This is a genomic window from Conexibacter sp. JCM 18997 (assembly GCF_055391915.1).
Genome location: NZ_AP043885.1, coordinates 2,524,677 through 2,547,842, shown reverse-complemented (window position 1 = coordinate 2,547,842; position 23,166 = coordinate 2,524,677). Strand labels below are relative to the sequence as shown.

Sequence of the window (23,166 nt, the reverse complement as noted above, 5' to 3'; positions counted from 1 at the left end):
GTGCCGCGCGCCGAAGCGCTCGTCGACCTCGACGCCATCCAGGCCAACGTCGCGCGCCTGCGCGACGACCTCGCGCCCGGCGTGCAGCTGTGCGCGGTCGTCAAGGCCGACGGGTACGGCCACGGGGCGATCGCCAGCGCCCGCGCCGCGCTGGCCGGCGGTGCGACCTGGCTGGCCGTGGTGACCGGCGCCGAGGCGCTCGCGCTGCGCGAAGCGGGCATCACCGCGCCGCGCATCCTGGCCATGGGCGCGCTGGACCAGACCGAGCTGGAGCGCGCGATCGCCGCCGACGCCGACTTCGGCGCCTGGAGCGCACGCTGGCTGCGCATGCTGGGCAACCGCCCCGCGCGCGTGCACGTCAAGCTCGACACCGGCATGGGCCGCCTGGGCACGCGCGACCCGCGGCAGGCCGACGAGGTCGTCGCCGCGCTGGGCGAGCGCTGTGTCGGCCTGTGGACGCACTTCGCCACCGCCGACGAACGCGACGATCGGTTCTTCGGCGAGCAGCTGCGCCGCTTCCGCGACTGGGCGCTCCCGCACCGGGAGCGCGATCCCGGCCTGCTGCTGCACGCGGCCAACAGCGCCGCGACGCTGCGCGACCCCGACAGCCACTTCGACCTGGTGCGCTGCGGCATCGCGATCTACGGCCTGGACCCCTTCGGCGAGAGCGCGCCGGCCGAGCGGTTGCGCCCGGCGCTGCAGCTGCGGTCCTACGTGGCCGCGCTGAAGGACGCCCAGCCCGGCGACAGCGTGGGCTACGGCCGCCGCTTCATCGCCGAGGAGCCCACGCGCGTGGCCACGCTGCCGATCGGCTACGGCGACGGCTGGCGGCGCGGGTTCTCCAACAACGCCGAGGTGGTCATCCGCGGGCACCGCTACCCGGTGGTCGGCAGCGTGTCGATGGACAACATCACCGTCGACGTCGGCCTGGACTCCGACGTGCGCCCTGGCGACGAGGCGCTGCTGATCGGCGGCGGCCTCACGGCCGAGGAGCTGGCCGAGCGGCTGGGCACCATCAACTACGAGATCACCGCCGGCCTGCTGCCCCGCACGCAGCGCACGTACGTGGGAGCCACCGCGTGAGCGGGGCCGGACCGCTGGACATCGTCGCCGCCGCGCTGGGCGATCAAGCCGCATGGGTCGTCGGTGGCGCCCTGCGCGACGAGCTGCTCGGGCGCGCGGGCGTGGTCTCCGACGTCGACGTCGCGCTGGACGGCGACGTGCGCGCGGCCGCCGCCGCGGTGGCCGCGGCCGCCGGACCAGGCGCCGCGCGCTTCGAGCTCTCGGGGCCGTTTCGGACCTGGCGGGTGGTCGGGCCCGCGCACGCCTGGCAGGTCGACATCAGCGGGCTGCGGGGCGGATCGATCGACGTCGACCTGCACTTCCGCGACCTGACGATCAACGCGATGGCCCGGCCGGTGGCCGGGGGCGAGCTGATCGATCCCACCGGCGGGCGCGCCGACCTGGAGGCGCGCGTCGTGCGCGCGGTCTCCGAGCAGGTGCTGCGCGACGACCCGCTGCGCACGCTGCGCGTCGCCCGCTTCGCCTGCGAGCTGGACATGACGGTCGATCCGCAGACCGCGCGGCTGACCGCCGAGCACGCGCGCGGCCTGGACGGTGTCGCCGGCGAGCGCATCTTCGCCGAGCTCAAGCGGATCATCGCCGCGCCGCGCATCCGGGCCGGCCTGGCGCTGATGGACCAGCTCGGCCTGACCGCGCACGCGCTGCCCGAGCTGGACGCGCTGGCCGGGGTCGAGCAGAACCGCTACCACCACGCCGACGTGCTCGGGCACACGCTCGAGGTCCTCGACGAGGCGCTGGCCATCGAAGCCGATCCGGCGGCCACGTTCGGTCCCGAGCGGGCCGACGAGGTGCGAGCGCTGCTGGCCGAGCCGCTGGCCGACGGCCTGACCCGCGCCCACGGCCTGCGCTTGGGGGCGCTGCTGCACGATGCGGCCAAGCCGCACACGCGCGCCGTCGGCCCGGACGGCGAGACGCTCGGCTTTCCCCGCCACGACGTGGAGGGCGCCGCGCTGGTGCGGGAGCTGTTCGGACGCCTGAAGACCAGCGAGGCGCTGCGCGCGCACGTGGCCGCGCTCACCCGCTTCCACCTGAAGCTCGGCTTCCTGGTCCACGAACGCGACGAGCTGGGCGTGCTGCCCCGCCGCGCCGTCTACCGCTATCTGGTCACCACGGACCCGGTCGAGGTCGACGTGACGCTGCTGTCCACCGCCGACCGCCTGGCCACCCGCGGGCGCAAGGCCGACGAGGCGATCGCCAAGCACGTCGCGCTGGCCCGCCTGATGCTCGCTGACGCGCTGGACTGGCGCGCGGGAGGCACCCGGCCCGCGCCCCTGCTGCGCGGCGACGAGCTGGCCCGTGAGCTGGGGATCGATCCCGGACCGCGGCTCGGGGAGCTGCTGGCCGCCCTGGCCGAGGCGCGCTTCGCCGGCGAGATCGGCGACCGTCAGGAAGCGCTGGCCGCGGCGCGCGCGCTGCTGGACGCCTCGCCGTCGGAGGCCTGAGCGGCCAGCACGCGCACGGTCGCCTCGACCGCGCGGGCCGCGTCGACGACCGTCTCGTAGACCACGTTGTCGGCGTGGTCGCTGGGCCAGTGGTAGTTGGCCGGCTCCTTGCGATGGTTGACCGAGCCCATCAGCGCGGTCCGGTAGCCGTCGCGCACGCCGATCAGCGCGTCGGAGCCGAAGCTGAACTTCAGGCCGCGGCGCAGCGTGACCCCGACGCCCCGGGCCGCCGCTTCGACGGTGTCCTTGAGCTCTGAGTCGTAGCGGTAGAAGCGGAGCATGCCCTCGCGCTCGGGCAGCGTCAGCTCGGGTGAGCCGACGGTGTCGATGACCAGCACCTGCGTCGTCTCGCGCGGCAGCTTCGGCCACCACTCGCGCGCGAAGCCCTGCATGCCCTCCTCGAAGGACTCCTCGCTGCCGGTGGAGACGAGCAGGACGCGCAGGCCCTCGACCGGGCGCTCGCGCAGCAGGCGGGCCACGGCCAGGACGGTGGCCACGCCGGTCAGGTTGTCGTTGGCCCCGGGCACGACCTGGCGCGCGCCGATGTCGGCGAACGCGGCGGCACTGCCCAGGGAGATCAGCGTGCCCAGGATCCGCGCGCGCCGCGAGCCGGTCACGCCGCCGGCGGCCACCAGCACGGGCCCGCCGAAGACCAGCCACATCAGCGGCGGCGAGGTGTCGAGCTTCTGGAACACCCACGGTGCGACGCGGTCGATCGCGTCGGGCACCTGCGGGTCGAAGATCGCGCCGGAGTGCGCGGCGTCGTGATGGGCGACGACGACGAGCGTGCGCTGGGCGTCGCGGTCCCCGGCCTCGGCCACGACGTTCCAGGTGCGCTTGCGCCGGCCGGCCAGGCGGCGCGTCCAGTGCCTCCAGATGACCAGGTCGTCCCACACGGCGGCCGCACCGGCGGCGCCGACCAGCGCGGCCAGCCCGCGGCGGTTGGCCCCCAGCAGACCGGCGACGCCGGCCGCCGCCGTGGCCACGCCCAGCGGCCACCAGTAGCCGCCGTGGGCGGGATGGTCGGTCAGCTCGGGGGCCAGGCCCTCCTCGCGCAGGCGTTGCGCGATCCACTCGGCCGCCTCGCGCTCGCCCGGCGAGGCCGAGCCGCGCTCGATCGCCGCCAGGTGGCGGATGGCCGTCTCGATCAGGTCACGGTCCGGATCCATGCGCAGCGCGCCCAATGTATAGCCTCGCGTCCATGTCCCTGCGCCTGGAGCACGACGGCCCGCTGGCCATCCTGACGATCGACCACCCGCCGCTGAACCTGTTCGATCGCGACCTGATGGGCGACCTCGCGACGCGCATCGACGAGCTGTCGGCCAACCCGCCTCGGGGCCTGCTCATCTGCGCCGAGGGCAAGGTCGTCTCGGGCGGCGTCGACGTCGGCAACGTGTTCGACGGCCTCGACGCGCAGGACGCCGCGCGGCTGTGGTCGCAGCTGCTGGCCGTCATCCACCGCATCGAGCAGCTGCCCTGCCCGACCGTGTTCGCGGCGCACGCGCTGACGCTGACCGCGGCGTTCGAGGTCTCGCTGGCCTGCGACCTGCTGATCGCCGCCGAGTCGGCCAAGTTCGGCCTGGTCGAGCGCGTCGTGGGGCTGACCCCGTCGATGGGCGGCACGCAGCGGCTGGCCGAGCGCGCCGGCCCGGCGCGGGCGCGCGAGCTGGTGATGACCGGCGAGCTGTTCTCCGCCACCACGCTGGCGCAGTGGAACGTCGTCAACCGCGTGCTGCCCGACGAGGGCTTCCAGGCCGCCGCGCGGGGCTTCGCGCGCGGGCTGGCCGAGGGTCCGACGCTGGCCCACAACGTGACCAAGCAGCTCGTGCGCGCCTACCTGGACGGCGGCGTGCTGCGCGCCGACTACGCGGTGCCCAAGCTGTCGGGCGAGCTGTTCGCCACCGACGACCTGCGGAACGCGGTGCGCTCGTTCATCGACCGGGGGCCGGGGAAGGCGACGTTCGAAGGGCGTTGAGCCGGGCGCGCATCGCGGTCTCCGCGCGCTCGAAGACCGCCTCGCCCTCGCCCATCAGCGCGGCCGCGTTGGCCGCGCCGACGAACGCATCGAGCTCGAACGCCAGCTGGCCGGTGTCCACGTCGGCGGCCAGCTCGCCCGCCTCGCGGGCGCGCTCGATCGTGTGCTCCAGCAGCTGGGACCACTGCTCCTTCTCCGCGGCGATCGCGTCGTGCACGCGGCCGGGGCGGCCGGCGAACTCCATCTCCACCGAGTAGAAGAAGCAGCCGCCCGGGAAGATGCGGGCGCGCTGGTAGGCCAGGCGGTTCTCGCACATCGCCCACAGGCGATCCACGCCGCGCAGCTCGCGGGCCGGGGCGATCACCTCGTTGATGAACACCTCGCGGGCGCGCTCGATCGTGGCCAGCTGCAGCTCCTCCTTGGAACCGAAGTGCGCGAAGACGCCACTCTTGGACACCTGGAGCTCCGTGGCCAGCCGTCCGATCGACAGCCCTTCGAGGCCCTCGACGGTGGCGATCTGCGCGGCCCGCTGCAGGATCGCGCGGCGCGTCTGCTCGCCGCGCAGCACGCGTCCATCGGTGGTCGTCATCGAATCGCAGCTTGACAGGTCCGCCATGAGCAACTAATAGTACGACCGTTCGTACAGTTTGTCGAGGCGAAGGGAAGCAGGCTGATGAGAGTGCTGACGCTGGCTGCCGGGGCGACGTTCCTGGCCATGCTCGACGCGACGGTCGCCAACCTCGCGGTGGCCGATCTGGGTCGGGACTTCGGCGCCCCGATCGCCGACCTGTCGTGGGTGGTCAGCGCCTACTTCATCGCCTTCGCGGCGCTGCTCACGCCGGCCGGGCGGCTGGCCGGCGTCCTCGGCCTGCGCACGCTGTTCGCGGCCGGCGTGGGCCTGTTCACGCTGATGTCGCTGGCCTGCGCGCTGGCGCCGACCCTCGGTTGGCTGATCGCCGCGCGGTGGCTGCAGGGTGCCGGCGCCGCGGCGATGATCCCCGCGTCGCTGGCCGTGCTGCTCGTCGCGGTGCCCGCCGAGCGGCGCACCGGCGCGATCGGCCTGTGGAGCGCCGCCGCCGCCCTGGCCGCCGCGGCGGGTCCGTCGCTGGGCGGCGTGCTGGTCGACGGGTTCGGCTGGCGCTCGGTGTTCGTCATCAACGTCCCGCTCGGCCTGGCCTTGGTCCTGCTGGCCCGGCGGACCCTGCCCGCCACCGCGCGGGACGGCCGCCTGCCGGATCTGGCCGGCACCGCGCTGCTGGTCGGCGGCGTCGCCGCCGTGGTGCTGGGGCTGACCGAGGGCCCGCAGTGGGGCTGGGCCGCGCCCGCGACCGTCGCGGTGCTGACCGGCGGGGCGCTGGCCACGCTGGCCGCGCTGTGGCGCAGTGCGCGTGTGCCCGTGCCCGCCATCGAGGTCGGCCTGTGGCGGTCGCGGACCTTCGCCGTGGCCAACGTCGCCTCGCTGCTCTACGGCCTGGCGCTGTACCCGTGGATGCTGCTCGGCGTCCTCGTGCTGACCGACCTGTGGGGCTACTCGGTGTTGGAGGCCGGCCTGGCCATGAGCCCCGCCGCGGTCGTCGCGGCGGCCGCGGCGATCACCGCGGGGCGGCTGAGCGCCCGGGTCGGCACCCGCGCGATCGTCGCCGTCGGCGGCGCCGTGCTGACCGCCGCCGCGCTGTGGATCTCGCTGGCGCTGACCGCGCAGCCGGACTTCTGGGGGCTGTGGCTTCCGGGCGGCCTGCTGATCGGGATCGGCACCGGCGCGCTGACCACGGGCACGTCGACGGCGGCCGCGCTGTCCGTCGCCCCCGCCCGGTTCGCCGACGCGACCGGGCTGAACACCACCGCCCGCCAGCTCGGCGGCGCGCTGGGCATCGCCGCCCTGGCCGTGCTGACCGCGTCGAGCGGCGGTCTGGACGGCTACCTCGACGTCTACCGCTTCTGCGCGCTGGCCTCGGCCGGCGCCGGGCTGGCCGGCCTCGCGCTGGTCTCGCCCGCACCGCTCACCCGCACCGCCCCGATCCCCGAAGGGAGCCACTGACCATGGACCACATCACCGAACCCCTGCTGACCGCGCCCTGGCGCCGCTTCGCCGTCCTCGGCGACTCGGTGGCCGAAGGCCTCGGCGACCCCGTCGACGGCTACGCGCACCGCGGCTGGGCCGACTCGGTGGCCGCCGCCCTGCGCGGCGCCCACCCCGAGCTGGAGTACCGCAACCTCGGCGGTCGCGGGCTGCTCATCGAGGAGGTGCGCGAGACGCAGCTGGACGCCGCGCTGCGCTTCAAGCCCGACCTGGCCCTGATCGTGGCCGGCGGCAACGACCTGCTCGGCCCGGGCTTCGACGGCCCCGGGGTCGAGGACGAGCTGGAGGAGATGGTCGCGGCGCTGCGCGGACGCGGCGCCGACGTGATCACCACCGGCATGTTCGACATCAGCCAGGCGCCGGGCGTCGTGTCCGAGCCCTACCGCCTGATCGTCGGCGAGCGGCTGCGCGAGCTGTCCTGGCGCACGCGCGCCGTGGCCGGCCGGCACGACACGATCCACGTCGAGCTGACCTACCACCCGCTGAGCGCCGACCCGTCGATCTACAGCGCCGACGGGCGCCACTGCAACGCCCGCGGCCACGCGATCGCGGCGGCCGAGGCGCTGAAGGTGCTCAGCGCCCGGTCCGGCGCATTCCTCGTGCCGCCAGTGAGCCCAGCACCGTGGCCATTCCGGCGACGGCCAGCAGCGCCGGCCATGTCGACGCCCAGCTGACCGGGCCGATGAAGCCCTGGCGGACGCCCTCGAGGACGTAGGTGACCGGGTTGATCGTCGCGATCGCGTGCATCCACCCGGCCAGCAGCTCCATGGGGGCGAACGCCGGGGTGAACAGCACCAGGACGAAGCCGCCCATCTGCATCAGCGGCGCGGCCTGCTGCGTGCGGAAGTGCAGGGCCAGCGTGACCGAGTAGCAGGCCAGGCACATGGCCAGGCCCATGACCAGCACGTAGGCGATCAGGAGGCCGAGCAGACCGGGCCACTGCGCGCCGATGGCCAGGCCGGCGATCAGCACGACGCTGCTGGGCAGCAGGCCGCGGACGGCGGCCGACACGACGATCCCCGACAGCAGCGTCGTGCGCGGCGCCGGCACCAGCAGCAGGCGGTCGAACCAGCCGCGTTCGATGTCGCGGGCCAGGTTGACGCCGGTGGCCGCGCCGCTGAACGCCGCGCCCTGCAGCATCCCGACCGGGACGATGTAGTCCTTGAAGCTGGCGCCGCTGAAGCCGGGCAGCTGCGCGGCGGCGCCGAACACGCTGGTGATGCCCAGCATGAAGATCGTCGGCGCCAGCAGCCCCGGGATCGACGCTCCGGGCACGCGCAGGATCTCGTTGAGGCCGCGCTGGCCCAGCCGCCCGACGATGCGCAAGGAGGCGGTCATGCGCGCCGCAGCCGGTGGCGGAGGGCGACGACGGACAGCGAGATCATCACGGCGGCCAGGCCCAGCGCGGCGCCGAGGCCTTCCAACACGGGCTCCAGCGAGGTGCTCGACGTGATCGGGTCGCGGATGCCGCTGGCGATGTAGCTCAGCGGGTTGTAGACGGCGATCGCCTTGACCGGGTCCTGCAGCAGGTCGGCCGGGAAGTAGGCCGAGCTGGCGAACAGGATCACGAACGTCAGCGGGAAGACGCCCTGGACCGTCGAGGCGTTGCGGGCCAGGAGCGCGATCAACACGCCGATCGCGCTGAAGCCGATGCCCGCGATGATGCCGATCGCGAAGATCGCCACCACGCCGACGAACCCGCCGTGGATGGCCGCGCCGAAGATCAGCCCGATGGCCAGGAAGTAGATGATCTGCACCGTGGCCAGGGCGCCGCCGGCGGCCAGGCGGCCGAGCACGATCGTCGTGCGCGGGATGGGGGAGACGACGAGGCGGTCGAAGAACCCGGACTCGATCTCCAGCGCCACCGCGATGCCCGACGAGAGGCCGCCGATCAGCAGCGCCTGGGTCATCGCGCCCGGGAGCTGGAAGTCGAGGAAGTTCTCCACCGGCGGGAAGCCGGGCAGGTCGGTCGTGTGGGTCAGCCCGCCGACGTTGGCGGCCAGGAACAGCGTGGGGAAGACCAGCAGCGGCGCGGCGAACTGGGGCCGGCGCAGCGTGTTGACCAGTGCCCGCCGCGCCAGCGCGGCGACGACGGCGATCACGCCGCCTCGTCGCCCTCGAGCCGGTGGCCGGTGTGGGCGGCGAACACGTCGTCCAGCGTGGGCTGCACGACCTCCAGCCCGGCGACGACCAGGCCCGCCTCGTCGAGCGCGCGCACGATCGGGGCGAGCTCCTCGGCGCCGCCGTTGAGCGCCAGCGACAGGTGCGCGGCCAGGCCGTCGCGGTGGGGCGTGGACTCGCCGAACGGGCGCAGCGCCTGCGCGGCGCGCTCCAGGTCACAGGCCGCGTCGGCGAAGGTCAGCTCCAGGTGCGCCTTGCCGATCTGCGCCTTCAGCTCCGCGGGGGTGCCCTCGGCGACCAGCCGTCCGCCGTCGATGATCCCGACGCGGTCGGCCAGCTGGTCGGCCTCCTCGAGGTACTGCGTGGTCAGGAAGACGGTCGTGCCCGCGTCCTTCAGGCGGCGCACCTCCTCCCACAGCGTCATGCGCGACACGGGGTCCAGACCGGTGGTCGGCTCGTCGAGGAACAGCACCTCGGGCTCGTGCACGAGCGCCAGCGCGAGGTCCAGGCGGCGCTTCATGCCGCCCGAGTAGGTGGCCACGCGGCGGTCCTGCGCGGCCAGCAGGTCGACGCGGCGCAGGAGGTCCTGGCCCCGCTCGGCGACGCTGGAGGCGCGGATCCCGTGCAAGGTCGCTTGCAGCTCGACCAGCTCGCGGCCGGTCATCAGGCCGTCCAGCGCCGCCTCCTGCAGGGCGACGCCGATGCGCCGGCGGACCGCGTCGGGCTCGCGCGCCACGTCGTGGCCGGCGACCAGCGCGCGACCGCCCGTCGGGCGCAGAAGCGTGACCAACATGCGGACGGTGGTGGTCTTCCCGGCGCCGTTGGGGCCCAGGAAGCCGTAGACCTCGCCCGGTTCGACGCTCAGATCGACCCCGTCGACAGCCTTCAACCCACCCTTGAACTGGCGCTCCAGCGCGTGCGTCTCGATCGCAGCCATGCGACTGCGGGAGTCTACGGACCGCAACACCCCGGCCCTGTTCGTGTTGAATGGCCTGATGTTCCGCTCCCATCGAATGCTCATTGCCGCCGCCGCTGTGGCTGCCGGTTTGGTGTTCGCGTCGCCCGCGATGGCGACGATCACCGAGATCGGACCGACCGGCGACGCCGCTCCCGGCGTGCCGGCCTGCCCCGATGACTGCATCGCGGTCACCCGCACCACCGGCTACCAAGAGACGACTGCCGCCGGCAAGGACGTCTTCGTGATCCCCAAGAACGGCCGCATCGTGGCCTGGACGATCAGCCTCGGAAACCCGAGCGCGAAGCCGACCACCGACCCGGACACCGGGAAGAAGGGCAAGTCCCAGGTCCAGTTCTTCACCGACAACTACGGCGGCGCCGCCTCGGCCGGGATCTCGATCCTGACCACCGGCATCAAGCGCCGCGCCCGGGTGGTCGCGCTCAGCCCTGTGATCACACTGACGTCCTACTTCGGCAAGACGGTCCAGTTCGCGCTGGAGACGTCGATCGCGGTCAAGAAGGGCGACCTCGTCGCGCTCAACGTCCCGACCTGGGCGCCCGCGCTCGCCGTCGGCCTCCCGAGCACGTTCGCGTGGCGGGCCAGCCGCACGGAGAACTGCTCGGACCCGTCGGTCAACCAGCTGCAGACCTCACAGGCGCTCAACCAGCTGACGCAGTACAACTGCGCCTACAAGACCGCGCGGCTGACCTACTCGGCCACGCTGGTCTCGACGCCCTAGTGCTCTAGACCGTCAACCGCCCGGGCGGCTGCTGCTCTAGCAGGCGCCCGGGTTCTGGTTGCAGAAGTCCTCGAACCCGGCGCCCCCGGCGGTTCCGCCGCCGGAGCTGGTGTCGCCGGTGGTGCCGCCGCCGGCGCTCGTGCCGCCGCCGCTGGACGTGCCGGTGCCGCCCGTGGCGGCGCCGGTCGTGTCCGACGAGGTGCCGGTCGCCGCGCCGGTGGTCCCCGACGAGGTACCGGTCGCGCCGGTCGTGCCCGACGAGGTGCCGGTGGCGCCGGTCGTGCCCGACGAGGTGCCGGTGGCGCCCGTGGTGCCCGACGAGGTGCCGGTCGCACCGGTGGTCGCGGGCGTGGTCGACGTCGTGGTGGTGGAGGTCGTGCTGCCCGACGTGTCGGCCACGGCGACGTCCTCGCCGCTCAGACCGGCCGCGTCCGCCTCGGAGACGGTGATGACCGGCAGGGCGGTGGGGACGTCCTCGGAGACCTGTGTGCCGCCGCAGGCGGCGACGCCCGCGCCCAGGCCGAGCGCGGCGAGTGCGACTGCGAGGTTGCGCGCTCGCATCCGCCGATCCGTCCTAGGAGGCGAGCGGCGCCATGCGGCGGCCGCAGGTGGGGCATTCGTTGAGGTCGAGTTGCGCGAGCTGGTCGCACCAGTTGCAGAAGCGCAGGTTCTCGACCGCCCAGGGCAGTCGCGACTTGCTGGGCGGCAGCGGCAGGACCTTGGCCAGGACCTCGAGCTCCTCGCCCGTGTCGCGATCGACGTAGATCTCGTCGGGCTCGGCCTCGATGATGACTTCACGGCCCGTGGAGGGCGTGCGCATGCGATAACGGGTCAGGCTCATACGGGTCCGGATGATACTCGGACCGGTCAGACGCGCGCGTCGGTGACAGGAAGCACCCACGACGCCGCCGCCTCGGTTAGCATGCCGCGCGTGAGGAGAGGACTTCCCCTGGGGAGGGTCGTCGCGGCGATCGCCGTGGCCGGCGCCAGTGCGTCGCTGGTCGCGTGTGGCAGCCAGTCGGCGGTCAGCTCCAGCGACAACGTCGTGGTCGGCAAGCAGCTGTTCGTGTCGAAGTGCGGCTCGTGCCACACGCTCGCGCGGGCCGGCACGAAGGGCACCGTCGGCCCCAATCTCGACGCCGCGTTCCGCCAGTCGCTGTCGGACGGCTTCGGCCGCTCCGTCGTGCACGGCGTCGTGGCCGACCAGATCCAATATCCGGGCCGCACGTCGCAGATGCCCGCGGACCTGGTCACCGGGGACAACGTCGACGACGTCGCCGCCTACGTGGCCATCGCCGTCGACAAGACCGGCGAGGACTCGGGCCTGCTGGCCACCGCCGTCAAGGCGGCCGGCAGCGGCAAGCCCGCCGTCGAGGCCAACGGCGAGCTGCAGATCAACGCCGACCCGGGCGGCCAGCTCGCCTACGTGACCAACAAGGCCGAGGGCACCGCCGGTCCGATCACCGTGAAGATGGGCAACGAGTCCTCCGTCCAGCACGACATCGCGCTCGAGGGCAACGGCGTGAGCGCCAAGGGCGAGGTCGTCGGCAAGGGCGGCACGTCCGAGTTCACCGTCGACAACCTGGCCGCCGGCACCTACCAGTACTACTGCACCCTGCCGGGCCACCGGGCCGCGGGCATGGAGGGCACGCTCACCGTCAAGTGAGCGCCACGTGTGGCGAGGCTGCCCGTCAGGCGGCGGTGAAGCCGCCGTCGGCCATCAGGATGGCGCCGGTGATGAAGCTGGCCGCGGGCGAGGCCAGGAAGACGATCGCCTGGGCGATCTCGTCGGGCGTGCCCATGCGGCCGAGTGGGTGCTCGGCGGCGATCGCGGCCGCGCGGGCCGGATCGGGGCCGCCGGCCACCCGGTCGACGAAGGCGGTGTCGACCGCGCCCGGGGCGACCGCGTTGACGCGCACGCCGTCGGCGGCGTGCTCGATCGCCAGCTGACGGGTGATCTGGGCGATGGCGCCCTTGGTGGCGGCGTAGGCGCCCTGCTGGGGCAGCCCGATGACGCCGGAGATCGAGCAGGTGTTGACGATCGCCGCCCGGTCGCTGCCGATCAGCGTGGGGAGGGCCGAGCGGCAGTGCACGAACACGCTGCGGACGTTCGTGCGCATCAGCCCGTCCCACTCGTCGTCGGTCGTGTCGACCAGCGCCTTGATGAGAAACCGCCCGGCGTTGTTGACGATCACGTCCAGGCCGCCGAAGCGCTCGTGGGCCAGCGCGACGGCGGCGTCCGCCGTGGCCGCCAGCGTCGCGTCGGCGCACAGCGTGGCCACGCGGTCGCCCTCGAGCTCCCCGACGGCCGGATCCAGGTCCTCGGCCACGACCGCGACGCCCGCGGCGCCGAGCTGGCGCACCACTGCCGCGCCGATGCCCCCGGCCGCACCGGTGACGATCGCCACCGCACCCCCGAGGCCCTCGTGCGCGCGGTCCATGGAGGCGGACCGCCTAGAAGATCGCGCGGCCGAGCAGGACGAGCAGCACGAGCGCGACGACGACGACCAGCGTCCCGATCAGGAACTGGAACGCCTCGCCCTCGGAGCGCAGCGGGTTGATCACAGCAGGTAGACCGTCGAGTACACGACGACCCACATCACGTCGACGAAGTGCCAGTAGATGCCCGGGACCTCCAGGCCGCGGTGCTCCGCGGGGGAGAAGTGCCCCTTGTACACGCGCACCATGACGATGCCCAGCAGGAGCAGGCCGATGAACACGTGCGCGCCGTGCAGCCCGGTCAGCCCGTAGAAGATCGACGCCTGGGCCGATTCCGACGGGGAGAACCCGATGTGGACGTACTCGTTGACCTGGATGAACAGGAAGGTCAGGCCGAGCAGGAACGTCGTCGCGATGCCGGCCTTCATCGCGTTGCGGTTGCCGCGCTTGGTGGCCTCGACCGTCCAGTGCAGCGTGATCGAGGACGACAGCAGGATCGCCGTGTTGACGCCCGCGATCAGCTTGGGCAGCTCGTCGCCCTTCGCCGGCCATTCGTCGCCCGCCACCACCCGGATGAAGAAGTAGGCGGTGAAGAAGGCGCCGAAGACCATCACCTCGGAGACGATGAACAGCAGCATCCCCAGGACCTGCGGCTCCACGCGCGAGGACTGGTTGGCCTCGGGCGGGCCGTGGTGATGCGCGTCGTGCGCGGGAAGGGCGGCGGCTTCCATCAGGCGGCCGCGGTCTCTCGATCGGAGGCGGTGACGTGCTCGACCGGCGCGTCGGTCGCCTTGCGGATGCGCCCGACCAGATCGGCGCGCAGCCAGCCCGAGCGCTCCGGGCCGAGCGTCGACACGACGACCTCGTCGACGCGGAACAGCTGCAGCGCGTTCTTGGCCGCGGTGAACGGATCCGGGTCGGCGACCATGCCGGCGGTCAGCAGCCCCGCGGCCCGCGCCCGGTCCAGGTACTGGCCGAGCTGCCCGCGCGCGCGGTTGACGTGCACGCCCTGGCCGCCCTCCAGCGGGATCACCACGATGAACAGCTTGGGCCGGTCACCGGAGACCTTGGACTTGAGGTGCTCGAGCAGCGTGTCGCTGGACGCGGTGCGGTTGGCCAGCACCAGCACGACGTCGAAGGGGAGGCCCTCCTGGTCGAGATCGGTGACGACGTGCTCGACCGGCAGGCCCGACGCGTCCGACAGGCGCTCGATCAGGTCGCGGCGCATCCAGCCGGAGACCGTCACCGGCTTGGTCGAGACGATGATCTCGTCCGGCGAGTACTCGCGGACGGCGTCCATCGCGGCCGTGTAGGGATCCGGGTCGCCGACCTCGCCGATGACCTCGAGGCCCATCTGGTCGCGCATGAACTTGCGCGCCAGGTCCACGCGCACCTGCGCGGCCTGGTAGACGAAGTCGTCGTAGATGATGTTGCCGTCGCGCGGCGTCGTGCGCGGGACGCAGACGATGAACTCGGCGTCCCCGGCCTCGGCGCGCTTGCGCACGGCCTCGATCAGGTTCGCCCCGCCGATCGTCTCATTGGCAACGACGAGATACCTGGCCACGATCAATCACCTCCCGCAGGCGCCACGGTGGGTGGCGCTGCCGTCGTTTTCACGTCGGCGCCCTTGAAGACACCGTGTACCGCACCAGGTACCCCGTACTCGTACGGGCCGCCCACCACGGTGGGGATCGTGTCGAAGTTGAAGATCGGCGGCGGGGAGGACACCTGCCACTCCAGGGTCATCGCGCGCCAGGGGTTCGCCGGTGCGCGCACGCCCGCCCGCCACGAGGTGACCATGTTGTAGACGAAGATCAGCGTGCTCACGCCGACGACGAACGAGGCGATCGAGATGAACAGGTTCCACCCGGCGTACTGCTCGGCGTAGTCGGCGACGCGGCGCGGCATGCCCTCGATGCCGATCACGTGCATCGGGCCGAAGGTCAGGTTGAAGCCGATGAACGTCGTCCAGAAGTGCCACTTGCCCAGGCGCTCGTCGTACATCCGGCCCGTCATCTTCGGGAACCAGTAGTAGACGCCGGCGAAGATCGTGAACAGCGATCCGCCGAAGAGCACGTAGTGGATGTGGGCGACGATGAAGTACGTGTCGCTGACGTGGATCGTGAACGGGATCATGGCCAGCATCACGCCGGAGATCCCGCCCAGCGTGAACATGGTCAGGAAGCCGAGCGCGAAGAGCATCGGCGTGTCCAGGTGCAGCACCCCTCGCCACAGCGTGGCCAGCCACGAGAAGATCTTGATGCCCGTCGGGATCGCGATGATCGCCGTGGTGATCATCATCGGGACGCGGATCCACTCCTGCATGCCCGAGACGAACATGTGGTGGGCCCACACGGTGAAGCCGAGCACCACGATGGCCAGCAGCGAGAAGGCCATCATCCGGTAGCCGAAGATCGGCTTGCGCGACTTGACCGCGAGGATCTCGGAGATGATCCCGAAGCCCGGCAGCATCATGATGTACACGGCCGGGTGCGAGTAGAACCAGAAGACGTGCTGGTACATCAGCACGTCACCGCCCTTGGCCGCCTCGAAGAAGTTGAAGCCCAGCGCGCGATCCAGCAGCACGAAGAACTGCGACGCGGCGATGAACGGCGTGGCGATGACCACGAGCAGCGAGGTGGAGAAGTTCGCCCACACCAGCAGCGGCATGCGGAAGAACGACATGCCCGGCGCGCGCATCGTGATGATCGTGACCAGGAAGTTCAGCGCGGTGGCGATCGATGACGCGCCCGCGAACTGCACGCCGATCGTGAAGAAGATCTGCCCGGTCGGCGCCTCCGTGGACAACGGCGCGTAGGCCGTCCAGCCGGTCGAGAACGAGCCGCCCGGTGCCAGGAAGGAGAGCAGGAACATCGTGCCGGCCACCGGCAGCAGCCAGAACGACAGCGCGTTCAGGCGCGGGAAGGCCATGTCCGGCGCGCCGATCATCAGCGGCAGGACGTAGTTCGCCAGCCCGGCGAACACCGGGATGATGAACAGGAAGATCAGGATCGACGCATGGACGCTGAACAGCCCGTTGTAGGCGTTCGGGCTGACGAACTGCATCCCCGGCTGCGCCAGCTCCGCCCGCACGAGCATGGCGAACATGCCGCCGACGAGCAGGAAGAAGAACGAGGTCACCGTGTACTGGATGCCGATGACCTTGTGGTCGGTGTTGACGCGGAAGTAGTCCTTCCACGAGTGCGCCCCGTGGCTGGAGTGATCCTCCGGCCGCGTCGGGCGCCCGGCGGCCCAGTAGAACCAGTAGTCGAACGCGCCCAGGCCGATCAGGAAGCCGAACGGCGCACCGATCAACGCGACGGTGAGGACGGCGGTGCCGTCGAGCACCGGGTCCCAGCCGTACAGCGCGCGCACCGCGCACGTGAGGCCGTAGGCGAAGGCGACGCCGAGCAGGATGCCCAGGCCGGCGCGGGGGAATCCAGGGGCGCGCAGGCTCACTGGGTGGCCTCCTTGAGGTAGGCGACGAGCGCGTCGAGGTCCGTGGGGGAGATCGTCTGGCCGAAGTTGCCGGGCATGATCCCCGGGCCGTAGCCGGAGGCGATGTCCTTGTCGGGATCGACGATGTCCTCCTTGATCTCCGCATCGGTGACGCCCTTGAGGACGTCATCGAGGTTCGGCCCGATCTGGCCGTTGGAGTTCGCGGCGGCCAGGGTGTGGCAGCCGCCGCAGCCGTTGGCGTCGAAGATCTGCTTGCCCGCGGCGGTCGTCTCCGACGGGGACGCGCCGGCCGGCGTGGTCGGCTGCTGGGCCTTCTTCAGCCAGGACTGGAACTGGGCCGGCTCGACGACGCGCACGGTGGAGCGCATCACGCTGTGACCCAGGCCGCACAGCTCGGCGCACACGACGGGGTAGGTGCCCAGGCGGTCCGGCGTCACGCGGTAGCGCGTGGTGATGCCGGGCACCGCGTCGATCTTCATCGAGAAGTCCGGCACCCAGAAGTCGTGGATGACGTCGTCGGAGTGGATCGAGAACTGCACCGAGCGGTCCTTGGGCAGCACGAGCTCCGTCGTGCTGAGCGGCTGGGCGCCCGTGATCTCCTTGGGATAGGTGAACGTCCAGGCGAACTGCTGGCCCTTGACGTCGACCTTCAGCTCCTGCGCCGCCGCGGCGGGCGCCTTCTCGATGTCCTCCAGGACGATGTAGGCGTAGACGCAGAGCCCGAGGATCAGCAGTGCCGGCAGCGCCGTCCAGATGACCTCGAGCCGCGTGTTGCCGTGGATCGGCGGCCCGTCCATGTCCTCCTGGCCCGGCCGCATCCGGAAGCGGATGACGGCGGTGATGACGACGGTCATCACCAGCACGAAGATGGGCACGGACGCGATGATCAACACGTCGTAGAGCGTGTGGATCTCGTGCGCCTGGGTCGACGCGATGGTCGGGAACCAGTGGATGCTCAGCCCAAGCGCTATGCCGATGGCGCTGGCGAGCACACCAGCGGCAACCATGATGACAACCGGGTGTCTACGCACAGTGGCAGACCCTCGGGGCCCTCTCTCCCCTCATGGAACGGCACCCTATCTGTCCCTCGCGATGGATGCCAAGTGGCGCAGCCGCGTCCCGATCAGACGGGGGCCAAGCTGCGCCCCATCCGCTGGGCGCGGTACGTCGACGGGGAGGTCCCGTGATGGCGCCGGAACGCCTTGGCGAACTGGGCCGGCTGGCGGTATCCGACGCGACGTGCGACGTCCCGCACGGTCAGCGACCGGCTGGACAGCAGGTCGGCGGCGCGGTCCATCCGCACGCCCGTGAGGTGCTCGCGGAAGGTGGTGTCGCCGATCTCCTTGTAGGCCCGCTGGAGTTGTCGCCTGGATGACGCCACCCGGCGGGCGATGTCGTCCAGTGACAGGTCGGATCCATATTCGTCGGCGACGATGGCCGTGGCGTCGTCGTAGAGGCTCGTCCGGAGCTCGATGGTGGCTGTGCGCTGCATTCGACGGTTCCTACGTCCCCAGATATGGGGATGGATGAATCCGTGTGCGCCACAGGACAACCTTGGCGCGTAGGCACTCGTGTCGAGGATGATACCCTCGATTGGCGAGATCGTGACAAACGATACGAGAGGAGCTCGCGAATGCAGGTGCGCGATGCGATGAGCAGTGTTGTCCTGACCGTCGGACCGGGTCACTCGCTGCGCGACGCAGCCCGGCTGATGTCCGAGCGGCGCGTCGGTGCGGCCGTGGTCATCGACCCCGACGGCGGAGGGCCCGGCATCATCACCGAGCGCGACGTGCTCATCTCGATCGGAGCGGGCCAGGATCCCGACGCCGAGCGCGTCGGCGAGCACCTGACCGCGGAGATCGTGCACGCGAGCCAGACCTGGTCGCTGGAGGAGGCGGCCGCGACGATGGTCCAGCGCGGCTTCCGCCACCTCGTGGTGATCGAGGGCGGCGACGTCGCCGGTCTCATCTCGATGCGCGACATCGTGCGCTGCTGGACGGACGACGGCTCGATCTGCGACGTGCCGGCCGAGGCCCAGCGCTTCGCCAAGGCTGGCGGCTGATCGAGGACGCTCGCGCGGGCGGGTTGCAGCCCGCCCGCGTCAGTGGTGCTCGAGCGGAAGCTCGTTGATGTCGCGGCGGGTGTCCAGCACCCAGCGCACGAGCACCCAGACGGTGATGATCCCGCCCGCGATGGTGAGGATGTGCGTCGTCGTCAGACCGATCAGCGTCATCGTGATGCCGACGGTCAGAAACAGCGGCAGGAACGTCCCGCCAGGAAGGTGGATGTCCTCGCCGGGCGGCGGGACCTCAGGATCGACGCTCATGCTCAGGAACCCACGTAGAGCGCGGCGGCCACGAAGGTCATGCCGAACATGAACACGACGACCGCGGTGGCGATGAGCGCCGTGCGGATGTTCTTGCGGGCGAGTTGACGGTCCATGCGGGTTCAGATCCTATCGGTCTAGCGGCTACAGCCGAACGTCGACCACCATGGCGACGAACAACAGCGCCAGGTAGGCCAGGGAGAAGAGGTAGAGCGTCAGCGCGGAGCGGCGATCGGCCCGGCGCCACAGGCGCACGGCGAGGTAGATGAAGGCGCCGCCCAGGACCAGCGACGAGACGAGGTAGAAGACCCCGAAGCCGTCGCCGCAGAAGACCAGCTGGCTGACCGCGTACAGCGCGAACGTGTAGATCAGGATCTGGCGGCGCGTCTCGCGCTCGCCGCGGGTCACCGGCAGCATCGGGATGTTGACCGATGCGTACTCGTCCTTCATCAGCAGCGCCAGGGCCCAGAAGTGGGGGACCTGCCAGAAGAAGACGATCGCGAACAGGTAGATCGTCGTGCCGTCGATGCCGTTCGTCACCGCGGTCCAGCCGACCACCGGTGGGATCGCGCCGGCGATGCCGCCGATCACCACGTTCTGGGCCGTGCGGCGCTTGAGCCAGATCGTGTAGACGAGCGTGTAGCCCAGGAAGCCGCTGAACGCGAACGCCGCCGTCAGCGGGTTCACCAGCAGCGTCAGCCAGACCAGGGCGAGCAGCTCGAGGCCGAGCCCGAAGGTCAGCGCCGCCCGGGGCGAGATGCGCCCCGAGGGGATCGGCCGGTCCGCCGTGCGCTCCATCGCGCCGTCGATGTCGCGGTCGTACCAGTGGTTGACCGCGCCCGCGCCGCCGGCGCTCATGTAGCCGCCGATCACCGTCGCGGCGATCAGGCCGACCGACGGATCGCCGGCGATCTCCATCGCCGCCACCGTGGTCAGCAGCAGCAGCGACTGGACCTTCGGCTTGGTCAGCGCGACGTAGTCGGCGAGGACGACCTGCCAGTGAGGCCGCGCCGCACGCGCGGCGTTGCGAGCGGCGGCAGCGGCTGCTGGGGAGACCCGGGACGACACGACCGCGGGAAGACTATCCGCGGACGAGCGACTCGGGGGCCGGGACGGACTCCTCCTGGCCCGAGCCCGTCCGGCGCGCGACTTCGCGGCGGATGTCCTTCATGGGCTCGACCGAGCGGATGCGCGGCACCGAGTCGAAGTTGTTCACCGGCGGGGGCGACTCGGTGTACCACTCGAGCGTGTTGCCCTTCCACGGGTCGGGACCCGCGACCGGACCGGTCTTCAGCGAGCGCAGGATGTTGATGACCGTGACCAGGATGCCCAGGCCGAGGATGAACGCGCCGATCGTGGAGATCAGGTTGTACAGACCGAGGTGGCCGACGTCCGGGTACTCGTAGATCCGCCGCGGCATGCCGTCCATGCCGATCGAGTGCTGGATCAGGAAGGTCACGTTGAAGCCGATGTACATCAGCGCGAACGAGACCTTGCCCAGGCCCTCGTTCATCATCCGGCCCGTCATCTTCGGGAACCAGTAGTAGATGCCCGCGAAGATCGCGAAGACCGCGCCGCCCATCAGCACGTAGTGGAAGTGGGCGACCACGAAGTAGGTGTCCTGGAGCTGCCAGTCGACCGGGAAGATCGCCACGATGACGCCGGTGATGCCGCCGATCGTGAACTGCGACAGGAAGCCGATCGCGAAGATCAGCGGCGTCTTGAACTCGATCGTCCCGCGCCAGAGCGTGGCGATCCAGTTGAAGATCTTCACGCCCGTCGGTATCGCGATGAGGAACGAGCTCATCATGAAGAACACGAGCACCACGGTCGGGCTGGGCGTCGTGAACATGTGGTGCGCCCACACGAGCAGGCCCAGGAAGGCGATGACCACGGTGGCCGCGGCGATCGCCTTGTAGCCGAAGATGGGCTTGCGGGCGAAGACCGGGAGGACCTCGGAGATGATGCCGAAGGCCGGCAGCACCATGATGTAGACCTCGGGGTGCCCGAAGAACCAGAAGAGGTGCTGCCACAGCAGCGGCGAGCCACCCTCGGTCGGGTCGTAGAAGTGCGTCCCGAAGTGGCGATCGGTGAGCAGCAGCGTGACCGCGCCCGCGATCACCGGCAGCGCCAGGATCAGCAGGATCGCGTAGACGAGGATCGTCCACACGAACAGCGGCAGGCGGCCCCAGCCCATGCCGGGCGCGCGCATGTTGGCGATCGTCACGTAGAAGTTGATCGCGCCGACCAGCGACGAGATGCCGGTGAGGTGGATCAGGAAGATCCAGGCGTCGACGCCGCCGCCGGAGGAGAAGACGTCGTTGCTCAGCGGCGTGTACATCGTCCAGCCGGCCTCGGGCGGCGAGAAGAACAGCGACGCGTAGAAGACGATGCCGCCGGACAGCAGCAGCCAGTACGACAGCGCGTTGAGGCGCGGGAACGCCATGTCGCGCGCCCCGATCATCAGCGGCACGAAGTAGTTGCCGAAGCCGGCCATGATCGGCACGACGAACAGGAAGATCATCGTCGTCCCGTGCATCGTGAACAGCGCGTTGTAGGTCTGCGGATCCAGCAGCGTGTTCTCGGGCGTGCCGAGCTGCAGCCGGATCATCAGCGCCTCGACGCCGCCGATCAGGAAGAAGACGAACGTCGTGACCAGGTAGAGGATCCCGATCTTCTTGTGATCGGTGGTCGTCAGCCAGTCGAGCAGGCCCGTGCGCTCACGGGACACACCATGCGCCGTGATCTGGGGGACCGGGGCGAGGGTGGGCGTGGTTGCGGTGTCAGTGGCCATTCAGATTCAGGGAGTTGCTTGAGGATCGGCGTCGAGCTTCTTGCGCGAATCGGCAGCTGCCTCGTCCGCGGCGGTGATGCTCGTCTTGAGACGCTCGATGTACGACTCGTACTCGTCCGCGGGGACGGCACGCACCTGGGCGACCATGTTGGCGTGGTTGCGCCCGCACAGCTCGGCGCACTGCCCGGTGAAGACCCCGGGCTTGGTCGCCTTGAACCAGGTGTAGTTGGTGTAGCCCGGGATGGCGTCCATCTTGCCGCCGAGCTGGGGGATCCACCACGAGTGGGCCACGTCCACCGACTGGATGTCGAGCGTGACCGTCGCCCCGACGGGGACGACCATCTCCTCGTAGGAGAAGGGGTTGTTCTGGTTGTTGTCGTCGCCGTCGGGATACGTGTAGCGCCACACGTACTGCTGGCCCGTGACGATGATGTTCAGCGCCTTGCCGTCCTCGGGGACCTTCTTCTCGCCGGTGGCCTGCACGGGGGCGACGAAGGCGGCGGCCTCGGGGTCGGAGTTCTCGGGGTCCCGGATGCCGGGGAGCGCGACGAACGTGACCACCGCGAGGATGACCAGGATCACCGCGGCGCCGACGGTCCAGCCGATCTCCAGGCGCGTGTTGCCGTGGATCTGGGCGGCCACGGCGCCCTTGCGGGCCCGGAACTTGATGATCGTGTAGAGGAGGACGCCCTCGACCGCGAGAAAGATGACGACGCCGATCGCGAACACGATCAGGTACAGCGTCTTGATGCGGTCGGCGTTGGGCGAGCCGCCGGCCTCGGGCCACAGCAGGGCGGCGAAGGCGTTCTGCGTGACGAGCAGGCTGGTCACCGTTGCGGAGAGCAGCGCGGCGGCGAAGGTATGGGAACGATTGAGACGGGCCATGGAGCGGCGGCGATGTTACTGGAGGATCGGCTGGAGAAGCGCCGCGGGTAGGCCGCGTCACTCCCCCCGAAAGAGGGGAATTCGCTTCTGCAGGAAGGCGGTGACGCCTTCTGCGAAGTCCTTGCTGGAGGCCATCTCCTGCTGGATGTCGGCCTCCAGTTCGAGCTGCTCGGCCAGCCCCGCGAACACGCGCGCGTTGAGCTGGCGCTTGCTGCCGGCGTAGGACCGGGTCGGGCCCTGGGCCAGGCGGTGGGCCAGCAATTCGGTCTCCTGGACCAGCTCGGCGTCCGGCACGACGCGGTTGATCAAGCCCCACTCGAGTGCGGTACGGGCATCCAGCCGCTCGCCCAGCAGCGCCAGCTCGGCCGCGCGGGTCACGCCGATGCGCGCCGGCACCAGCGCCGAGGAGCCACCGTCGGGCACCAGGCCGATGTTGACGAAGGCCAGCAGGAAGTAGGCCGACTCGGCGGCGACGATCAGGTCGCAGGCCAGCGCCAGCGACAGGCCGATCCCCACCGCGGGGCCGTTGACGGCGGCCACGACGGGCTTGTCCATGTGCCGCAGCCCGAGGATGATCGGGTGGTAGACCTCGCGCAGGACCTTCTGCAGGTCGGGCAGGCCCTCGGGCGTCGTGTCGCGCCCGGCCAGATCCTTGAGGTCGGCCCCCGAGGAGAACGCGCGCCCGGCGGCGCGCAGCAGCACCGCGCGGACCTGGGGGTCCTCGGCGACGGACAGCACGGCGGCGTTGAGCTCGTCGCCCAGCGCGGTGTTCCACGCGTTCAGCGCCTCGGGGCGATTGAGCTCGATCGTCGCCAGCCCGTCGGCGACCGTGAGGGTGACAGCGGCCATATGCGCCACTCTATGG

The 23,166-nt window shown here is 71.0% G+C and carries 26 protein-coding genes; 8 read left to right on the top strand and 18 right to left on the bottom strand.

The window, feature by feature from the left end; translation table 11 throughout:
* Together alr and ACZ5UI_RS12925 are read left to right on the top strand one after the other, a co-directional pair.
* Positions 1–1,083, top strand: a complete 1,083-nt coding sequence (gene alr / locus ACZ5UI_RS12930) for an alanine racemase (protein ID WP_464197597.1) — start codon at positions 1–3, stop codon at positions 1,081–1,083.
* Positions 1,080–2,525, top strand: coding sequence for an HD domain-containing protein (locus ACZ5UI_RS12925; RefSeq protein WP_464197596.1), 1,446 nt, complete (start codon positions 1,080–1,082; stop codon positions 2,523–2,525). Before alr ends, ACZ5UI_RS12925 begins: the two co-directional genes overlap by 4 nt.
* On the opposite strand, the gene ACZ5UI_RS12920 is transcribed toward ACZ5UI_RS12925, so the two are convergent.
* On the bottom strand, positions 2,468–3,694 hold the full coding sequence (locus ACZ5UI_RS12920) for a M28 family metallopeptidase (RefSeq protein ID WP_464197595.1): 1,227 nt from the start codon (positions 3,692–3,694) through the stop codon (positions 2,468–2,470). The two genes, ACZ5UI_RS12925 and ACZ5UI_RS12920, sit on opposite strands and share 58 nt — an antisense overlap.
* 32 nt (positions 3,695–3,726) lie before the next feature.
* On the opposite strand from ACZ5UI_RS12920, the gene ACZ5UI_RS12915 reads away from it, so the two are divergent.
* On the top strand, positions 3,727–4,500 hold the full coding sequence (locus ACZ5UI_RS12915; protein ID WP_464197594.1) for an enoyl-CoA hydratase/isomerase family protein: 774 nt from the start codon (positions 3,727–3,729) through the stop codon (positions 4,498–4,500).
* Here the strand turns inward: ACZ5UI_RS12915 and ACZ5UI_RS12910 are convergent.
* Positions 4,457–5,089, bottom strand: coding sequence for a TetR/AcrR family transcriptional regulator (locus ACZ5UI_RS12910; RefSeq protein ID WP_464197593.1), 633 nt, complete (start codon positions 5,087–5,089; stop codon positions 4,457–4,459). The genes ACZ5UI_RS12915 and ACZ5UI_RS12910 overlap by 44 nt on opposite strands.
* An 84-nt stretch (positions 5,090–5,173) precedes the next feature.
* Here ACZ5UI_RS12910 and ACZ5UI_RS12905 point away from each other — a divergent pair, with 84 nt between their 5' ends.
* A complete protein-coding gene (locus tag ACZ5UI_RS12905; protein ID WP_464197592.1) occupies positions 5,174–6,538 on the top strand; it encodes a DHA2 family efflux MFS transporter permease subunit in 1,365 nt (454 codons plus the stop codon).
* 2 nt (positions 6,539–6,540) lie between these two features.
* Positions 6,541–7,254 (top strand): SGNH/GDSL hydrolase family protein, encoded by a 714-nt coding sequence (locus ACZ5UI_RS12900; RefSeq protein WP_464197591.1) that lies wholly within the window; start codon positions 6,541–6,543, stop codon positions 7,252–7,254.
* Here ACZ5UI_RS12900 and ACZ5UI_RS12895 read toward each other — a convergent pair.
* Genes ACZ5UI_RS12895 through ACZ5UI_RS12885 form a run of 3 tightly spaced genes read right to left on the bottom strand, consistent with a single transcriptional unit; the run spans position 7,154 to position 9,638 of the window.
* Positions 7,154–7,918 (bottom strand): ABC transporter permease, encoded by a 765-nt coding sequence (locus ACZ5UI_RS12895; RefSeq protein ID WP_464197590.1) that lies wholly within the window; start codon positions 7,916–7,918, stop codon positions 7,154–7,156. The genes ACZ5UI_RS12900 and ACZ5UI_RS12895 overlap by 101 nt on opposite strands.
* Entirely contained in the window at positions 7,915–8,682 is a 768-nt protein-coding gene (locus ACZ5UI_RS12890) for an ABC transporter permease (RefSeq protein ID WP_464197589.1), read from the bottom strand. The genes ACZ5UI_RS12895 and ACZ5UI_RS12890 overlap by 4 nt, the downstream gene beginning before the upstream one ends.
* Positions 8,679–9,638: an ATP-binding cassette domain-containing protein gene (locus tag ACZ5UI_RS12885; protein ID WP_464197588.1), complete on the bottom strand. Its 960-nt coding sequence runs from the start codon at positions 9,636–9,638 to the stop codon at positions 8,679–8,681. Before ACZ5UI_RS12885 ends, ACZ5UI_RS12890 begins: the two co-directional genes overlap by 4 nt.
* A 130-nt stretch (positions 9,639–9,768) precedes the next feature.
* Here ACZ5UI_RS12885 and ACZ5UI_RS12880 point away from each other — a divergent pair, with 130 nt between their 5' ends.
* The gene (locus tag ACZ5UI_RS12880) at positions 9,769–10,398 is read left to right on the top strand and encodes a hypothetical protein (RefSeq protein ID WP_464197587.1); all 630 of its coding nucleotides are present in this window, start codon (positions 9,769–9,771) and stop codon (positions 10,396–10,398) included.
* A 36-nt stretch (positions 10,399–10,434) separates the two neighbouring features.
* Here the strand turns inward: ACZ5UI_RS12880 and ACZ5UI_RS12875 are convergent, their stop codons facing one another.
* Together ACZ5UI_RS12875 and ACZ5UI_RS12870 are read right to left on the bottom strand one after the other, a co-directional pair.
* Positions 10,435–10,959, bottom strand: coding sequence for a hypothetical protein (locus tag ACZ5UI_RS12875; protein ID WP_464197586.1), 525 nt, complete (start codon positions 10,957–10,959; stop codon positions 10,435–10,437).
* A 13-nt stretch (positions 10,960–10,972) separates the two neighbouring features.
* Positions 10,973–11,239 (bottom strand): hypothetical protein, encoded by a 267-nt coding sequence (locus ACZ5UI_RS12870; RefSeq protein ID WP_464197585.1) that lies wholly within the window; start codon positions 11,237–11,239, stop codon positions 10,973–10,975.
* A 90-nt stretch (positions 11,240–11,329) separates the two neighbouring features.
* On the opposite strand from ACZ5UI_RS12870, the gene ACZ5UI_RS12865 reads away from it, so the two are divergent.
* Positions 11,330–12,064: a plastocyanin/azurin family copper-binding protein gene (locus ACZ5UI_RS12865; protein ID WP_464197584.1), complete on the top strand. Its 735-nt coding sequence runs from the start codon at positions 11,330–11,332 to the stop codon at positions 12,062–12,064.
* Between the two features lie 25 nt (positions 12,065–12,089).
* On the opposite strand, the gene ACZ5UI_RS12860 is transcribed toward ACZ5UI_RS12865, so the two are convergent.
* The 6 genes from ACZ5UI_RS12860 to ACZ5UI_RS12835 form a co-directional block, all read right to left on the bottom strand.
* A complete protein-coding gene (locus ACZ5UI_RS12860; RefSeq protein WP_464197583.1) occupies positions 12,090–12,839 on the bottom strand; it encodes an SDR family NAD(P)-dependent oxidoreductase in 750 nt (249 codons plus the stop codon).
* Positions 12,840–12,959: 120 nt separating this feature from the next.
* On the bottom strand, positions 12,960–13,568 hold the full coding sequence (locus tag ACZ5UI_RS12855; RefSeq protein WP_464197582.1) for a cytochrome c oxidase subunit 3: 609 nt from the start codon (positions 13,566–13,568) through the stop codon (positions 12,960–12,962).
* Positions 13,568–14,401: a hypothetical protein gene (locus tag ACZ5UI_RS12850; RefSeq protein WP_464197581.1), complete on the bottom strand. Its 834-nt coding sequence runs from the start codon at positions 14,399–14,401 to the stop codon at positions 13,568–13,570. Before ACZ5UI_RS12850 ends, ACZ5UI_RS12855 begins: the two co-directional genes overlap by 1 nt.
* Before the next feature lie 2 nt (positions 14,402–14,403).
* Positions 14,404–16,296 (bottom strand): cytochrome c oxidase subunit I, encoded by a 1,893-nt coding sequence (gene ctaD, locus ACZ5UI_RS12845; RefSeq protein ID WP_464197580.1) that lies wholly within the window; start codon positions 16,294–16,296, stop codon positions 14,404–14,406.
* Positions 16,293–17,288: a cytochrome c oxidase subunit II gene (gene coxB / locus ACZ5UI_RS12840; RefSeq protein ID WP_464197579.1), complete on the bottom strand. Its 996-nt coding sequence runs from the start codon at positions 17,286–17,288 to the stop codon at positions 16,293–16,295. Before coxB (ACZ5UI_RS12840) ends, ctaD (ACZ5UI_RS12845) begins: the two co-directional genes overlap by 4 nt.
* Before the next feature lie 131 nt (positions 17,289–17,419).
* The gene (locus ACZ5UI_RS12835; protein WP_464197578.1) at positions 17,420–17,788 is read right to left on the bottom strand and encodes a helix-turn-helix transcriptional regulator; all 369 of its coding nucleotides are present in this window, start codon (positions 17,786–17,788) and stop codon (positions 17,420–17,422) included.
* 141 nt (positions 17,789–17,929) lie between these two features.
* Here ACZ5UI_RS12835 and ACZ5UI_RS12830 point away from each other — a divergent pair, with 141 nt between their 5' ends.
* Positions 17,930–18,358, top strand: a complete 429-nt coding sequence (locus ACZ5UI_RS12830) for a CBS domain-containing protein (protein ID WP_464197577.1) — start codon at positions 17,930–17,932, stop codon at positions 18,356–18,358.
* A gap of 39 nt (positions 18,359–18,397) precedes the next feature.
* Here ACZ5UI_RS12830 and ACZ5UI_RS12825 read toward each other — a convergent pair whose 3' ends face one another.
* The 5 genes from ACZ5UI_RS12825 to ACZ5UI_RS12805 form a co-directional block, all read right to left on the bottom strand.
* Entirely contained in the window at positions 18,398–18,622 is a 225-nt protein-coding gene (locus ACZ5UI_RS12825) for a hypothetical protein (RefSeq protein WP_464197576.1), read from the bottom strand.
* A 144-nt stretch (positions 18,623–18,766) separates the two neighbouring features.
* The gene (locus ACZ5UI_RS12820) at positions 18,767–19,690 is read right to left on the bottom strand and encodes a heme o synthase (protein ID WP_464197575.1); all 924 of its coding nucleotides are present in this window, start codon (positions 19,688–19,690) and stop codon (positions 18,767–18,769) included.
* 13 nt (positions 19,691–19,703) lie between these two features.
* Positions 19,704–21,416, bottom strand: coding sequence for a cytochrome c oxidase subunit I (ctaD, locus tag ACZ5UI_RS12815; RefSeq protein ID WP_464197574.1), 1,713 nt, complete (start codon positions 21,414–21,416; stop codon positions 19,704–19,706).
* A 6-nt stretch (positions 21,417–21,422) separates the two neighbouring features.
* Positions 21,423–22,247, bottom strand: coding sequence for a cytochrome c oxidase subunit II (gene coxB, locus ACZ5UI_RS12810; RefSeq protein ID WP_464197573.1), 825 nt, complete (start codon positions 22,245–22,247; stop codon positions 21,423–21,425).
* 111 nt (positions 22,248–22,358) lie between these two features.
* Positions 22,359–23,150, bottom strand: a complete 792-nt coding sequence (locus ACZ5UI_RS12805; protein ID WP_464197572.1) for an enoyl-CoA hydratase/isomerase family protein — start codon at positions 23,148–23,150, stop codon at positions 22,359–22,361.
* Between the last annotated feature and the right edge of the window lie 16 nt (positions 23,151–23,166).

What these genes read in the sequence shown, in the direction of transcription:
- ACZ5UI_RS12920 (WP_464197595.1), bottom strand. Translation starts at nt 3,694, where the DNA reads ATGGATCCGGACCGTGACCTGATCGAGACGGCCATCCGCCACCTGGCG.
- ACZ5UI_RS12915 (WP_464197594.1), top strand. Translation starts at nt 3,727, where the DNA reads ATGTCCCTGCGCCTGGAGCACGACGGCCCGCTGGCCATCCTGACGATC.
- ACZ5UI_RS12910 (WP_464197593.1), bottom strand. Translation starts at nt 5,089, where the DNA reads ATGACGACCACCGATGGACGCGTGCTGCGCGGCGAGCAGACGCGCCGC.
- ACZ5UI_RS12905 (WP_464197592.1), top strand. Translation starts at nt 5,174, where the DNA reads ATGAGAGTGCTGACGCTGGCTGCCGGGGCGACGTTCCTGGCCATGCTC.
- ACZ5UI_RS12900 (WP_464197591.1), top strand. Translation starts at nt 6,541, where the DNA reads ATGGACCACATCACCGAACCCCTGCTGACCGCGCCCTGGCGCCGCTTC.
- ACZ5UI_RS12895 (WP_464197590.1), bottom strand. Translation starts at nt 7,918, where the DNA reads ATGACCGCCTCCTTGCGCATCGTCGGGCGGCTGGGCCAGCGCGGCCTC.
- ACZ5UI_RS12885 (WP_464197588.1), bottom strand. Translation starts at nt 9,638, where the DNA reads ATGGCTGCGATCGAGACGCACGCGCTGGAGCGCCAGTTCAAGGGTGGG.
- ACZ5UI_RS12880 (WP_464197587.1), top strand. Translation starts at nt 9,769, where the DNA reads ATGGCGACGATCACCGAGATCGGACCGACCGGCGACGCCGCTCCCGGC.
- ACZ5UI_RS12875 (WP_464197586.1), bottom strand. Translation starts at nt 10,959, where the DNA reads ATGCGAGCGCGCAACCTCGCAGTCGCACTCGCCGCGCTCGGCCTGGGC.
- ACZ5UI_RS12870 (WP_464197585.1), bottom strand. Translation starts at nt 11,239, where the DNA reads ATGAGCCTGACCCGTTATCGCATGCGCACGCCCTCCACGGGCCGTGAA.
- ACZ5UI_RS12860 (WP_464197583.1), bottom strand. Translation starts at nt 12,839, where the DNA reads ATGGACCGCGCGCACGAGGGCCTCGGGGGTGCGGTGGCGATCGTCACC.
- ACZ5UI_RS12855 (WP_464197582.1), bottom strand. Translation starts at nt 13,568, where the DNA reads ATGGAAGCCGCCGCCCTTCCCGCGCACGACGCGCATCACCACGGCCCG.
- ACZ5UI_RS12835 (WP_464197578.1), bottom strand. Translation starts at nt 17,788, where the DNA reads ATGCAGCGCACAGCCACCATCGAGCTCCGGACGAGCCTCTACGACGAC.
- ACZ5UI_RS12830 (WP_464197577.1), top strand. Translation starts at nt 17,930, where the DNA reads ATGCAGGTGCGCGATGCGATGAGCAGTGTTGTCCTGACCGTCGGACCG.
- ACZ5UI_RS12825 (WP_464197576.1), bottom strand. Translation starts at nt 18,622, where the DNA reads ATGAGCGTCGATCCTGAGGTCCCGCCGCCCGGCGAGGACATCCACCTT.
- ctaD (WP_464197574.1), bottom strand. Translation starts at nt 21,416, where the DNA reads ATGGCCACTGACACCGCAACCACGCCCACCCTCGCCCCGGTCCCCCAG.
- ACZ5UI_RS12805 (WP_464197572.1), bottom strand. Translation starts at nt 23,150, where the DNA reads ATGGCCGCTGTCACCCTCACGGTCGCCGACGGGCTGGCGACGATCGAG.